The following is a 13,688-nucleotide window of genomic DNA, read 5'->3' as shown; positions in this document are numbered from 1 at the left end:
GATCACACCGGCTGTCCATCGCGCACCTGTCCTATTACGGTACGATGATGACGGGACTTGATCCGGCTTGATTCGTGCCGTTGTCGGGCATCAGGATTGCAATCCGTCCGGCCGTGGCGATGCTGGCGAGCCAAGGACGGCGCTGGGCGATCGCCTGTAGCAGCGACCGGGTAGGAACGGCGCTGGTCTGGTCGGTGCTGGGCGGCAATCTCGCGCATCTGCCCTATCGCCGGGACGACGGGACCGTCGCCGGTCTGGATGCGCCCGATGCCGACCGTCGTGGGGTAAGCCGGTTGTCGGTCGCGGCTACTTTCGGCATGCCGTATCAGACCGCCCGCGGGCGTGTGGCGGCGCTGGTGGCCGACGGGCTGGTGGAGCACGCGGCCGGTGGCCTGATCGTGCCAGCGGCGGTGCTGGGCCGGCCGGCAATGCAGGTGGCGCAGCGGGGCGATCATGACGCGCTGGCAGAGATGGTAGGCCTGTTGGTGCTGGCGGGCTATCCGCTGCCTGCCCGTCTGACGGTGGCGAAGGTTGAGCGGTTGCCGACCGCAATCGCGGCGCGACTTGCGCTCGACTTCATGCTGCGGTCGCTGGAAACGGCGCGGCAGATGCACGGCGATATCCTGAATAGCGCAATTATCGGCGGCATCATCACCGCAAACATCCGCGACCTGATGGCCGACGCCGGCTTTGCCCGACGCTATGCCGATCATGATGTGCCGCCGCCCGACCATCTGCGCCGTCCGATCCCGCTACGTCAGTTGGCGCGCGAGATCGATGCGCCGTTCGTTACGGTGCGCCGCCGGGTCGAGGCGATGCGCGCGGCAGGCGATATTGTGGTGCTACCCGCCGGACTGATCGTGCCGGCGGCAACGCTGGCCCGCCTGCGCTTTCAAGAGAATAACGCGATCATCGTGCGCAACATGCGGCAGATGTTGCGCGACGTGATGCGCATCACGATGTAACGCTGGTCCACAGCTCAGACCCGCTCGCATCGGGAAACATAGTTTCGTTCCGTTTCACAGGCATTGGTAGACGACCTCGCGTGGTGGAGGGCCGCTGCGCGCCGCCAGCGTCAAGATACATCGCCACCGTATTGATTGCTTGATCCGCTCGTGCTGCTGCGGCAGCAAGGCGCCCTAACATCAGACGTTCAGCCCCTTTGTCGCGATCCCGATAGCTGACGTTTAGGCGCTCTTTTTCCGGTCGGTCTGGCTCACCCGCTTGATTCCGAGAACAGCAAAATCTCTTACAAGTCGACATCCGTGGTCAGGCGTCCGCAGACGCGGGGAAAACATGAATCTCATGTGTTCACCTTTCGAGGCAATCCGCTTCGTAATGCGAGCACGCGGGCGTGGCGCAAGGCGCTGACGGAAAGCGGCATCACCAATTTTCGTTGGCACGATTTGCGGCATACCTGGGCGAGTTGGCTCCGGCAGAATGACTTACCCACCTGGGTGCTTCAGGAGCTGGGCGACTGGAAGAGCGAAGCGATGGTGCGGCGTTATGCCCACATGTCGGTGAAGCACCTTCAGCCTTATGCCGACCCGCTGATTGTTCGGCCCATTGTGGAGACACGCGCAAAGCCGCAGAAATCGGTGGGAGCCGATGACACAAAATCACCCACAAGGCCGGCGAAGCCCCGGCTCTATGTGGTGCGTTGAGCGCTTCAACACGTTGATTTAACTGGAAGAAAATGGTGGACGCACTTGGGCTCGAACCAAGGACCCGCTGATTAAGAGCCATGATCAGAGGGTCCTAGCGCATCCGCATGTGTCCAAAAATGGCGGAAATCCGGGATTCACAGTCCGCATTGTTCTTGAAATGTTCGCCAGTATCCACTACAAAAAGCTACCTAAGGTAGCAGGTACATATGGCGAACAAAGTAGGTTTGACGGACGCGAAGATCGCAGGACTCAAGGCGCCGGCGGCTGGTCAGATTGAGCTGGCCGATGGTATCGTCCCCGGCCTGAGGCTCCGCATGGGCGCCAGTGGTATCAAGACGTACATTCTGCGCAAGCGGGTTCAGGGCAAGTGGTTGAATGTGACCATCGGACGCCATGGTCCGAGTTTTACCCTCGCCCATGCGCGTAAGAAGGCGCGCGATCTGCTTGTCGATGTCGAGCAGGGCAAGAGCATTGCCAGGAAGCCGGGTGCTAAGAGGCAGGGGTCAAAGGGCGTCGGTACGGTTGCCGAGCTCTACGAGACGTATCTGTCCCAGCAGATCGACGGCAAAAAGCGCAGCGCGAGGGAGTTCGATCGGGTCTTCCGAAAGTACATTGAGCCTGAGCTGGGAGACCGCCTCGCGGACTCTATTACCCGAGGTGACGTGAGCCGCTTTGTTGAGAAGATCGCATTCGAGCGGGGCAAGGAAACCCTGACGATGGCGCGGATCGTCTATCGCCATCTTTCGACCTTCTACACGTGGGCACTCACCAGACTCGAGCATATGCCTGCTAATCCCTGCCGGGACGCGTGGCGTCCGAAGCGGAATGAACCTCGTGATCGCGTACTCAGCGACCGAGAACTCGCGGCGCTATGGCAATCTGCGGTCGAGGATGGCTATCCGTTCGGTCACCTTGTGCAGATGCTTGTCCTTACGGCTCAACGCCGGGGAGAAGTGCTCGATGCAGCTTGTGACGAGTTCGATTTCAAGGCGAAGGTCTGGACCGTCCCAGGCGACCGAGCGAAAAATGGCAAAGCGAATGTGGTGCCGCTGTCCGTGCAGGCTCTCGCAGTCGTCACGGAGGTATTCGTGGCCGCAGGGATCGATGCTGACGATGCTCACAAGCAATCCCAGATCCTGTTGGCATCGAAGGTCACCAACACGAACAGCGTTAGCGGCCTATCGAAGGCCTGGAAGCGGATCAGAGCAAGCGTGGACGAGAAGCTCGGCTACGAAGCCGGTCACTTCACAATGCATGACATTCGGCGGACGGTGGCAACTGGTCTCCAGCGTCTCGGCATACCTCTGGTGGTTTCTGAAGCGGTTTGTTGATTTCCGCTGAGAGTTGACCCGGGATTTTCATCGAGAAGTGACCCGGGTTGAAGATATGTCCCGCGATGCGGGTGATGGGTCAAGCTGGCGATTTTTCCTTTCGTGGTTTGGGCGCCGCGGCGGCGGTGCTGGCTCTGAAGCGGAAGCTGTCGTTTCCGGTCTCCAGGATGTGGCAGTGGTGCGTGAGCCGATCGAGCAGCGCGGTCGTCATCTTGGCATCGCCGAACACGCCGGCCCACTCGCTGAAGCTGAGGTTGGTGGTGATGACGACGCTGGTGCGCTCGTAGAGTTTGCTGAGCAGGTGGAACAGCAATGCCCCGCCTGACGAGCTGAACGGCAGGTAGCCGAGCTCATCGAGGATCACGAGGTCGAGACGCAGCAGCCGATCGGCCAGCTGGCCGGCCCTGTTCATGGCCTTTTCCTGCTCGAGCGCGTTGACCAGGTCAACGGTGGCGAAGAAGCGGACCTTCTTGCGATGATGCTCGACCGCCTGGATGCCGAGCGCGGTGGCGATGTGGGTCTTGCCGGTGCCCGGCCCGCCGATCAGCACGACGTTGTGGGCGCCGTCGATGAACTCGCCGCGGTGCAGCTGGCGAACCATGGCTTCATTGATCTCGCTGGAAGCGAAGTCGAAGCCGGCGAGGTCCTTGTAGGCCGGGAAGCGGGCGGCCTTGATCTGGTAGGCGATCGAGCGGACCTCGCGCTCGGCGACCTCGGCCTTGAGCAGCTGTGACAGGATCGGCACCGCGGTATCGAAGGCCGGCGCCCCCTGTTCGACGAGTTCGCTGACGGCTTGGGCCATGCCGTACATCTTCAGACCGCGAAGCATGACCACGACGGCGGCGCTGGCAGGATCATGACGCACGGGCGGTCTCCTTGTTGCGGAGCGCGTCGTAGCGCTCGACGTTAGCCCTGGGCTCGCGGACCAGGCTCAGCGCCTGTGGGGCGTCGATTCTCGGCGGGGTGCCAGCTTTGCCGTCGGTCAGCCGGTGCAGGATGTTGAGGATGTGGGTCTTGGCCGGAACGCCGGCTTCGAGCGCCAGCTCGACGGCGCAAAGCACCGCCTGCTCGTCGTGCTGCAGGACGAGGGCGAGGATCTCGACCATCTCCCGGTCGCCGCCGGGGCGCTTGAGAAGATGGCCCTGCAGCCGCCGGAACGCATCAGGCAGCTCGGCGAAGGGCGCGCCATTGCGCAGGGCGCCAGGCTTGCGCTGGATCACCGCCAGATAGTGCCGCCAGTCATAGACCGTCCGCCCCGGCAGGTGGTGCGAGCGTTCAATGATCCGGTCATGCTCGCACAGGATCTGGCCTTCGGCGGCGATGACGATTCGGTCAGGGTAGACGCGTAGGCTGACCGGCCGGTTGGCGAAGGATGCCGGCACGCTGTAGCGGTTGCGCTCGAAGTGCACGAGGCAGGTCGGCGAGACCCGCTTGGCGTGCTCGACGAAGCCGTCGAAGGTCCGCCCCAACGGCATCAGGCTGACTACCTCGTCGGCCCAGGCATCGCCGATCGTGCCGGGCAGGACGCCATGCTGGATCTGGCCCCATTGCTCGATGCAGCGCTGTTCGAGCCAGGCGTTGAGTGCCGCCAGATCGGGGAAGCTGGGCAGCGGCTGCCACAGTCGGCGCCGGGCATCCTGGACATTCTTCTCAACCTGTCCCTTCTCCCAACCGGCGGCCGGGTTGCAGAAATCCGGCTCGAACAGGTAGTGGCTGGCCATCGCCGCGAACCGGGCATTAACCTGCCGGACCTTGCCGGCACCGATCCGGTCGACCGCGGTCTTCATGTTGTCGAAGATCCCGCGCCGGGGGACGCCGCCGAGAACCCGGAACGCCTGGGTCAGCGCATCGAACAGCATCTCGTGGGTCTGGAGCAGATAGGCTCTGACGATGAACGCCCGGCTGTGCGACAGCTTGCTGTGCGCCACCTGCAGCTTGGTCCGCTCGCCGGCAATGATCGCCCAGTCCTCGCTCCAGTCGAACTGGAACGCCTCGCCCGGCGCGAACGCCAGCGGGACGAAAGTACCGCGGCCGCTGGTCTGGGCATCACGCTGCCGCTCGGCCTTCCAGGTGCGAACGAAGGCCGCGACGCGGTTGTAGGATCCGTCATAGCCCAGCACGACCAGATCGGCGTGCATCTGCCTGGCGGTGCGCCGCTGCTTACGCGACCGGCCCGCCTCGATCCGTAGCCATGCCGACAGCTTCTCGGCGAACGGGTCCAGCTTGCTTGGCCGCTCGGGAACCTTGAACTTCGGCTCTACCGTGCCGGCGCGCAGGTACTTGCGGATCGTGTTGCGCGACAATCCGGTGCGTCGCTCAATCTCCCGGATCGGCATCCCTTCGCGGAAATGCCAGCGCCGGATTACGCTCAATAACGCCATGTCGATCACTCCTTGATCCCCCGACGCAAATGCCAGGGGGAAGCTCAGAACATGGGTCACTTCTCAGTGGAAACTTTGGACCTTCCCGGGTCAGCTCTCAGCGGAAATCAACAGCGGTTCTCAATCACCAGTCAGGATCAGCTATGGCCGGTGTGGCGGGGGTCTATCACCGACACCAGTATACCAACGAGAAGCGCGAGGCGTTGGCTTTGTGGGGTAAGGAGGTAATGCAGATTGTAGCCAAGTACCCGGCCGAAGCCAAAAACGGTTAAACTTTTGTGCAGTCGCTTGCCTGCAAAATTGTCCAGCCCAGCAACAATCCGTCGATTGATTCTGTTTCGGCTAACTTGCGGAGAGACCGCTAAAAACGCCAATGGCGAAGGACGTCGCGGACATATCCGGGCGTCTCACCATTCCGCGGTATACCGCCCGCGCGTTCGACTGCGCCTGGACCGGCATTGTAGGCCGCGACAGCGAGGTGAACCACACCAAACCTGTCGAGCATCTGCCTCAGATATCGCGCCGCGCCGAAGACATTGGCCATGGGGTCAAAGCGATTGGAGACGCCGAGTTCCTTGGCCGTTGCTGGCATCAGCTGGCCAAGGCCCGCAGCGCCTGCCGGACTGACAGCAAGGGGGTTATAGCGGGATTCCGTCCAGACGAGCGCGTCGAGCAGGCCAGTAGGCAATGAGTACTTCGCTTCCGCCGCATAGACGTGGGGCAGGTAGCTCGCCCGCCGAAACCGGGATGGGGCAGTTTTGGCCTTGGGCTCGTATCTGTACGGCAGGTTGACCCGTCCATTTTCTGCAACGCTCGAACTTGGTGCTGGGGCTGCCTGCTCGGATTGCCAGAACCCATGCTCGACCAACTGAAATCCGTTCGATGCTTCGGCAATCCGAATGCCGTGGGAAGGACTGGCATGTTGCTCGGGGGCATCCGGCGTTGGCAGGTCCTGGGCATTAGCAGGCATGGCTGATGCGATGGCAATGCCGCCGATCAGGAGGACTTTCATTGTCATTTCTCGATCCTTCTATAGCCGAATCGGGTGAGAACATATAAAGAACAAACGATGTAGGAAAATGCTTTGGCGCTGGTGCAGAGCGGAGGCTGCACGGGGAGGGCACCTCAACCGGAGTAGGTCGATGCCCCAGCTAGAGAAAAGTCATCAACTCGAACGACGCGCCCGCACGATTGTCGAACGCCTCAACGGAACCTGGCGCCAGGGCAAGGGCATGTGCTGCTGTCCTGCCCACGACGACCGCACACCGTCGCTCAGCGTAACCCTGGGGCGAAAGGCCATCCTGTTCCATTGCTTCGCCGGATGTTCGAATGAGAACGTCATTGCTGCATTGGATCGCCAGGGCGTTCGCAGCCGAGAGCTCTTTAATGGTTCTGGCCCTGGGACAGCTGATCGGCAAAATCAGAGTGATTTCAGTCCCAATGCGCGACGCTTGTGGCAATCGGCTTCGGCAATCTCCGACAGCCCGGTCGAACGATATCTCGCACAGCGCGGTCTCCAGCGCGCATCTGACCAGTTCCGCTACCTTGAACGTACGCCGCTCGGGCCACGCGGGGCAGTTGAGTTTCTCCCAGCAATGCTGGCCGCAGTAACGACTGACATTGGCGTTATCGCAGTACAAAGGACATTTCTCGATGTGGTGAGTGGCAAGCTGGCCGGCTTCGAGCGACCCAAGCGTGCGCTTGGCAGTCTCGGCTGTGGTGCCGTCAGAGTTGCTCCCCCAGAGCAGGGAAGGCTGGGCCTTGCCGAAGGTATCGAGAGCGCCCTCTCAGCCATTCAGCTCTTTGGGATCCCGTGCTGGGCGACGCTTGGAAACGAGCGGTTCGGTCTCGTCTCAATCCCGGAGAGCGTGCGCGAACTCTTCCTGTTCATCGACAATGACGCCGGAGGTGCTCACGCCGAGGAGCGCGCGCTCAAGGCCTACGCTGCGCCTGACCGCGTTATCCACTCACGCGCGCCAGTCTCACCCGGGTTTGACTGGAACGATGAACTCAAGTCGCGGCTCGCCCGACAACCCGATCCATCGAGCAGAGGGGAGGGGGCCTTCGGCTGATTGAGGCCTGCCCGCCGCAGGACCTCGTCAGGAGGTTCCCATGTTCAACTCTTCCCTCGCCTTTGCATTCGATGACCCATCACCGCCCGTCGTTGTGATGGCGGCCCAGACCATGGCTTCTGAGCTGGCGGCAGGCCGCGCGCTCTCACGCAGCGACGTCACGCGCATCATGACAGAGCACTTCGGGGGGAGCGATGCTCTCGGGCGTTGGTCAGTTCGTGACGCTCACGCAGCGCTTGAGGTGGCACAGGTTCAATACCTGCAATCTTCAGATCAGATTTCGCTCTCGACCCCGATCGACAAGGCGGAACAGTTCTTCGGTTCCCTCGATGCCCGACTGCCGACCCAGACGAATCGCAGCGACGAGCAGATCGAATGGCAGCAGTTTGCGACGCCGCCGCGCCTTGCCTGGCTTGCTGCTCGAGCCTGCGCGCTGGCCACTGACGAGCCTGTGCTGGAACCCTCGGCCGGAACGGGCATGCTCGCGGTCTGGGCCGCCAAGGCCGGCTCGCGCCTTGCCCTCAACGAAATCTCGCCGCTGCGCCGCGACTGCCTGAGCGCCTTGTTCCCTGCGGCCGGAGTGACCGGCCATGACGCCGAACTGATCGACGAGCTGCTCGATCCAGCCATCATTCCGAGCGTCGTCTTGATGAATCCTCCCTATTCGCACGGCATCGAGCGAGGGCACGATAGTCGCACCGGCTCGCGCCACCTCAGGTCGGCATGGAACCGTCTGGCACCCGGCGGTCGCCTTGTCGCGATCATGCCTGAATGGTTCGACTGCGCGAAGTTCCTGGCGCTGTTGAAGGGACCGGTCTCGCTACGGCTCAATGCCGCCGTCGAACGCGCGTTCGTCAAGCATGGCACCGGCATCACCACGCGGCTGCTGGTTCTCGACAAGGTGGACGACTCCCATGAGCCTGTGGCCATCCGCACAAGCGACTTCCGCCAGCTGGTCGATCTCGTCGATGCCTTGCCGGATCGCGCCGGCTTGGCGGCTGCGTCCGAGCAATCAAGCCTTCCGGCTCGTGCGCCGTTTCGCCTGGTCGCCGCGCCGCGCAGGCCGCTGCCGACACCACCAGCCAGGATCACTTCTGCAGCCGCTTCCATCGGGTCGCTCACCTACCAGTCGCTCGAAACCCCTGCGCCGCTTGCCCCTCAGGTCGGCCACTATCTGCCCTATCGTCCCAGTAGGATCGTGATCGATGGCGCGGCCGAGCATCCGACGCCGCTCGTCGAGTCCGTCGCAATGGGCTCGATCGCCGCACCGATGCCCGAAGCTGTCCCGCAGCTGCCTAACGGGCTGGTTGCCAAGGGGCTGCTGTCTGCTGCCCAGGCAGAGACGCTGATCTACGCTGCCAGCGCCCATGCGCGCGATCTACCCGGCCGGTTCGAGACAGAGGACAAAGGCTGCTCGCTCAAGGCATCGGCAGAAGGCCAGACATACCGGCAAGGCTATTTCCTTGGAGATGGAACGGGCGCCGGCAAGGGCCGTCAGGTTGCGAGCGTCATCCTCGACCGCTGGGTGCGCGGGGAACGCCGCCACATCTGGATTTCGAAGAACGAGGCGCTGCTCGAAGATACCCGGCGCGACTGGGCTGCGCTTGGCGGCCTGCCGATCGACATCCAGCCTCTGGCATCCTGGAAGCTCGGCACCCCGATTGCGATGCGCGAGGGCATTCTCTTCGTGACTTACCCGACCCTGCGGTCGGGCCGAAACGATGCGACCCGCCTCGACCAGATCCTCGCATGGGCGGGCGATGAATTCGACGGCGTGATCGTGTTCGACGAGGCGCACGCCATGGCGAATGCCGCTGGCGGCGAAGGATCGCGCGGCAAGGTCAAGGGCTCGGAGCAGGGTATCGCGGGCGTGCGCCTGCAGAACCTTCTGCCCCGCGCGCGGGTGCTCTATGCCTCGGCAACCGGCGCATCCGACGTCAACAACTTGGCCTATGCCACGCGCCTCGGCCTGTGGGGACCTGAGACCGCCTTCGCCAATCGCGAGGCGTTCGTGTCCGACATTCGTGACGGCGGGATCGCAGCGATGGAGTTGGTCGCCCGGGACCTCAAGTCACTAGGCCTATACACCGCGCGCGCATTGTCGTTCGCCGGCGTCGAATACGAGATCCTCGAGCATCGCCTGAGCGAGGATCAGATCGCGGTCTATGATGCCTATGCCGAGGCCTGGGCGATCATTCACGCCAACCTGCGCGACGCGCTGGAGGCTACCCGCATCGTCGACAGCGAAACCGGAGGGACGCTCAACTCCGGTGCCAAGTCTGCAGCGCAGTCGATCTTCGAGGGAACCAAGCTGCGCTTCTTTGCGCAACTGCTTCTGTCGATGAAGCTCCCGAGTCTGTTGCCAGCCATCGACGCCGCGATTGCCGAAGGGAACGCCGTTGTCGTCCAGCTCGTCTCGACCGCAGAAGCCATGCTTAACCGACGGCTTGCCGACCTCTCGGACGAAGAGCGCGAAGCGCTGGAGATTGATCTGTCCCCGCGGGAATATGTATAATGTTGAGCTCAACATTAGACATATTCTTTGCAGTCGCAGTTTATGTCGAGCGTGGCAGCAGGAGGCGCAGGTTTCCTTCGGTTTTCCATGATTTCACTCCAGATAATATGTGGGTCAGGAGAATGTCCGGGGACGGGTCAGGCCCGTCTTCGAACGTCGGTAAGCATGGTGATCAGAGCGTCGGATGGCGGCTTGAAGCGCCCCGGCTTGATCGCAGGGGCACCGTGGGCAGCGAGAATCTGAAGCTTCTCTTCGGGATCGGCGCGCAAGTAGGTCTCGGTGCTCTGGATACTGGCGTGGCCGAGCCATAATGCGACCTTGCGAATGTCCCCCGTCGCCGCGAGCGTGTGCATCGCGCAAGAATGACGAAGCACGTGGGGTGTGACGCGCTTCTCAAGGATCGACGGCTGCTTCGTCGCTGCCGTCTTGACGTGCTCGGCCAATCGGAACGCAAATCCGTCGCGGGTCATCGGCTGCCCGTTGGCATTTAGGAATATCTCGGTGACCTCAACTTGAGGCCGGATCGCAAGCCATGCGCGCAATGCGATCTGGGTCTCCTTCCACAGCGGCAGGACCCGTTCACGTCGCCCTTTGCCCATGATGTGCATGGTGGACAGGGAGCGGTCCGGGAAATCGCCCAGTTGCAGCGTTACGAGTTCCGACACCCTCAGTCCGCCAGCATAGGTAAGATGCAGCATCGCGCGATCACGGGTGCCGAGGCGTGTCCGGGGATCGGGTGTATCGAGCAAAGCCTTGATCTCGGCCCGGTCGAGATAATCGATCAGCGCCTTGTCTGTCTTCTTGGTCGGGATTGCTCTGACACGGAGTGCCTGATCGAGGCAGGCTGGAATCCGGTACTCGATGTATCGGAAGAAGGATCGGATCGCGGCGAGCCTGCCATTGCGGGTCCGCACGCAGCTGCCGCGGCCGATCTCGACATGATCGAGGAAGGCCATGATCATGTCTGTGCCGAGATCCTCAATCTCGAGATCGGTCGGTCGGCGCTTCAGCCGATCGGCAGCGAACTGGACGAGGAGGACGAAGCAGTTGGCATAGGTCTTCACCGTGTGCGGGCTGACGGCGCGTTCGCGCGGCAGATGTTCCCGCAGATATGCCGAGAGATGGGGAGCAAGCGCCGTCATGCCGCTTCTCCTTGAAAAAGTTGCTCGCTTGCAGCCGCAATGTCGCGAAGCAGCACCGGCGTGGCTTCGAGATACCAGTACGTGTTGGCGATCGACGCGTGCCCCAGGTAGACACTGAGACCGGCCATGTGGTGGGCAATGGCTTCCCTGTCACGCGGGCAGGACTCAAGCGAGCGGACAGCGAAAGTATGCCGCAGATCGTGGAGTCGCATGCCTGCCGTACCGGTTGCCCCACGATATCCGAGAAGCCGGGCCAACCTGACGAACACGACGTGGGCGCGCACCTTGTGCGGCGCTCGCCCCCGGATCGTGACGAACAGGTCATTACACTTGGCCGGATGCTTCGCGCGGATCGCAATGTAGGCTTCGAGTGCTTTGCGCGTCGATGGCTGCAAGGTGATCAGCCGCTGCTTGCCGAACTTGCCGTTGCGGACAACCAGCCCATCCTCGACCAGATCGTCGCACTGTAGCGCGAGAGCCTCGGAAATCCGAAGTCCTGTCGTCGCCAGCAGACCGAACAGGTAATGGTAGGTGTACGGGCTGATCGTGCCTTGGGGCGAAACGTCCAACGCCGCCGTCATGATCGCCCGCACCTGGTCCGGTTCGATGATGATCGGAGTCGGGCGTGGCCGCTTGCCGCGTCCGAAAACGCCGACAGGCGGGACTTCGTGGTCTGGATCCTCGGCGTTAGCGAAAAGGCTGAAGTTACGAGCAGCGTCGTACCTATGGCGAGCCACGTTCTGCGAGCTTGCCGTGTGGCACCAGTCGTAGATGCGCTGCACTCGGGTGTGCCGGTCACCGAAGCGTCCGGCGAAAGCCGCGTATTGGCGCAGCAGTCGTTCCTGCTCCGAGAACTTCCGCCCCAAACTGCGATACAGCGAGACGTATCTGGCAATGTGCATGTTCAGCATGACGGTTCTCCCGGCCATGGCTGCGCGATCTTCATGAGCATCGGCAGGTCGACCTTGGCGTAGATGGCGGTGGTCTCGGGCGAGCTGTGGCGCAGGATCGTTCCAACGGACTCCAGTCCTGCGCCCGCGCGCAGCAAGTTGGTGGCAAGCGAATGCCGGAAAATGTGCGATCCGGTCGGCACGCCTTCGATCCCGCCGCGCTCATGCGTGCGTGCAACGATGCCAGCGATCTCCGCCGATGAGCGGAAAGAACGGAATGGGGCTTGCGCGCGCACGAACAGATGCGGATCGGCGGTCTTGGGGCGTGCCTTGGCAATGTAGTCCAGGATCGCGTCACCGACGTCTTGAGGCAATGGCAGGCGATCGGGCCGACGCGTCTTGCCCTTGACCGTCAGGTGGCCCGAGCGCCAGTCGATATCGTCGAGGTGCATATCCCGAATATCACCGGCACGCAGGCCAAGCCGGGCGAGCAGGAGAATGATGGCCTTGTCCCGAACTTCCACCGGGCGATCAGTCGGACATGCGCCGATGATCTGCTCGATCGTTGCCGGGTTGACGTGCCGGGGCAGCGTCGAAAGACGGTAGCGTTGCACTGATGGGATCGCGTGCAACAAAGCTGGACGGCAAACACCCTGCACGACCAGGAACCGAATATAGCTCCTCATTATCGTGACGAGCAGTGATGCCGAACCTGGCGTCTCCTTGCTTCGTTGTTGAAACGCCCGCCTGAGGACGGCTGCATCCCATTGTGAAGGCTCGCCGAGGATAGGCATGAGTCGCCTGATATCGGTCCGGTAGCGCCGGATCGTCTCGTCGGTCGCGCCGCGGTGTTGCTTGAGCCATGCCAGATATGCCGCCATGTGCGGGTCGTCATCCGACACCGGTTCGACTGAAGGGATGACACCCCGGCCGCGCAAGAACTCGACGAAGTGCCGAGCACCACGCCGCCGCCGCTTCGCGCCCGAGGCGACGAGTTTGCCCCGCTTGCGCCAGACCGGACATCGACAATCATGCGCGCCGTACTGGTCGATGATCGTGTCGTCGATATCGGCCCACGACTGCCGCTTGATGCGAAGCCAAGCCACAATATGCTCGGCTTCCGACCGGTAGCCCTGTGCCACTCCAGGGGCGAGTTGCAGGCTGTCGATTGCATCGGAGTAGTCGGTGAGGTGACGGGGGAGATCGTCGATCCCATCGTCGACTTCGATGTACCCTTGATCTTCGAGGAACCGGACAAAGCGCCGGACCCGCGCAGCCTGATCAGTCTTATAGGCGGCTTGCTGAGCCGAGTATCCGTGGCACCGACAACGGTGCTTCTCGAACCGTCGGACGACTTGATCGTCGAGCGTACTGACCGGGATGGCATGCATATCCAGCCAATGCAGGAAATGACGGATCGCTGCACTGTACAGGATCGAACAGGCCGCTTCCTCCTTGACCCACAGAGAGGAGAGGAAGGCGTTGAATAGGGCATCCGAGCTGGGCGGATCTTCGATCCGGAGCTGTGCCGGACAAAACAGCTCTGATGATCTTGTTCTCATGGTGGTTCCTTCGACTTGTTCAGGTCGAGGGAACCGTAATTATCTGGAGTGAAATCATGGAAAACCGAAGGAAACCTGCGCCTCCTGCTGCCACGCTCGACATAAACTGCGACTGCAAAGAATATGTG

The 13,688-nt window shown here is 62.3% G+C and carries 11 protein-coding genes and 1 tRNA gene; 5 read left to right on the top strand and 7 right to left on the bottom strand.

Going from position 1 to position 13,688, the window contains the following annotated elements; all coding sequences use genetic code 11:
- Nucleotides 1–74 precede the first annotated feature (74 nt).
- Together ACM61V_RS00530 and ACM61V_RS00525 are read left to right on the top strand one after the other, a co-directional pair.
- Nucleotides 75–965 (top strand): hypothetical protein, encoded by an 891-nt coding sequence (locus tag ACM61V_RS00530; protein ID WP_137785101.1) that lies wholly within the window; start codon nt 75–77, stop codon nt 963–965.
- Nucleotides 966–1,265: 300 nt separating this feature from the next.
- Nucleotides 1,266–1,664 carry a tyrosine-type recombinase/integrase gene (locus ACM61V_RS00525; RefSeq protein ID WP_212742147.1) on the top strand — a complete coding sequence of 133 codons (399 nt, stop codon included), beginning with the start codon at nt 1,266–1,268 and terminating at the stop codon, nt 1,662–1,664.
- A 33-nt stretch (nt 1,665–1,697) separates the two neighbouring features.
- On the opposite strand, the gene ACM61V_RS00520 is transcribed toward ACM61V_RS00525, so the two are convergent.
- A tRNA-Lys gene (locus ACM61V_RS00520) sits at nt 1,698–1,779 on the bottom strand.
- Between the two features lie 94 nt (nt 1,780–1,873).
- Here ACM61V_RS00520 and ACM61V_RS00515 point away from each other — a divergent pair.
- Complete coding sequence (locus tag ACM61V_RS00515; RefSeq protein WP_419713737.1) at nt 1,874–2,998, top strand: tyrosine-type recombinase/integrase; 1,125 nt, start codon at nt 1,874–1,876, stop codon at nt 2,996–2,998.
- Between the two features lie 79 nt (nt 2,999–3,077).
- Here the strand turns inward: ACM61V_RS00515 and istB are convergent, their stop codons facing one another.
- The 3 genes from istB to ACM61V_RS00500 all read right to left on the bottom strand — a co-directional run bounded on the left by istB (nt 3,078) and on the right by ACM61V_RS00500 (nt 6,397).
- Nucleotides 3,078–3,863, bottom strand: a complete 786-nt coding sequence (istB, locus tag ACM61V_RS00510; protein WP_419713736.1) for an IS21-like element helper ATPase IstB — start codon at nt 3,861–3,863, stop codon at nt 3,078–3,080.
- Nucleotides 3,853–5,379 carry an IS21 family transposase gene (gene istA / locus ACM61V_RS00505; RefSeq protein WP_419713735.1) on the bottom strand — a complete coding sequence of 509 codons (1,527 nt, stop codon included), beginning with the start codon at nt 5,377–5,379 and terminating at the stop codon, nt 3,853–3,855. Before istA ends, istB begins: the two co-directional genes overlap by 11 nt.
- A 361-nt stretch (nt 5,380–5,740) precedes the next feature.
- Nucleotides 5,741–6,397, bottom strand: coding sequence for a lytic transglycosylase domain-containing protein (locus tag ACM61V_RS00500; RefSeq protein ID WP_419713734.1), 657 nt, complete (start codon nt 6,395–6,397; stop codon nt 5,741–5,743).
- 124 nt (nt 6,398–6,521) lie between these two features.
- Between ACM61V_RS00500 and ACM61V_RS00495 the strand changes: the two genes are divergently transcribed.
- A complete protein-coding gene (locus ACM61V_RS00495; RefSeq protein WP_419713733.1) occupies nt 6,522–7,451 on the top strand; it encodes a DUF7146 domain-containing protein in 930 nt (309 codons plus the stop codon).
- Nucleotides 7,452–7,491: 40 nt separating this feature from the next.
- Nucleotides 7,492–9,966: a strawberry notch-like NTP hydrolase domain-containing protein gene (locus ACM61V_RS00490; RefSeq protein ID WP_419713732.1), complete on the top strand. Its 2,475-nt coding sequence runs from the start codon at nt 7,492–7,494 to the stop codon at nt 9,964–9,966.
- A 137-nt stretch (nt 9,967–10,103) separates the two neighbouring features.
- Here the strand turns inward: ACM61V_RS00490 and ACM61V_RS00485 are convergent, their stop codons facing one another.
- The 3 genes from ACM61V_RS00485 to ACM61V_RS00475 are packed head-to-tail and all read right to left on the bottom strand — an operon-like array spanning nt 10,104 to nt 13,560.
- Nucleotides 10,104–11,108, bottom strand: coding sequence for a tyrosine-type recombinase/integrase (locus ACM61V_RS00485; RefSeq protein ID WP_021240061.1), 1,005 nt, complete (start codon nt 11,106–11,108; stop codon nt 10,104–10,106).
- Nucleotides 11,105–12,019: a tyrosine-type recombinase/integrase gene (locus ACM61V_RS00480; RefSeq protein WP_031286240.1), complete on the bottom strand. Its 915-nt coding sequence runs from the start codon at nt 12,017–12,019 to the stop codon at nt 11,105–11,107. The genes ACM61V_RS00485 and ACM61V_RS00480 overlap by 4 nt, the downstream gene beginning before the upstream one ends.
- Nucleotides 12,013–13,560 (bottom strand): tyrosine-type recombinase/integrase, encoded by a 1,548-nt coding sequence (locus ACM61V_RS00475; protein WP_020819179.1) that lies wholly within the window; start codon nt 13,558–13,560, stop codon nt 12,013–12,015. Before ACM61V_RS00475 ends, ACM61V_RS00480 begins: the two co-directional genes overlap by 7 nt.
- Nucleotides 13,561–13,688: the final 128 nt, after the last annotated feature.

Source organism: Sphingomonas sp. TX0543, assembly GCF_048565505.1.
Lineage (GTDB): Bacteria > Pseudomonadota > Alphaproteobacteria > Sphingomonadales > Sphingomonadaceae > Sphingomonas.
The sequence above is the reverse complement of the archived record's forward strand: the minus strand, read 5'-3'. Positions and strand labels throughout refer to the sequence as shown.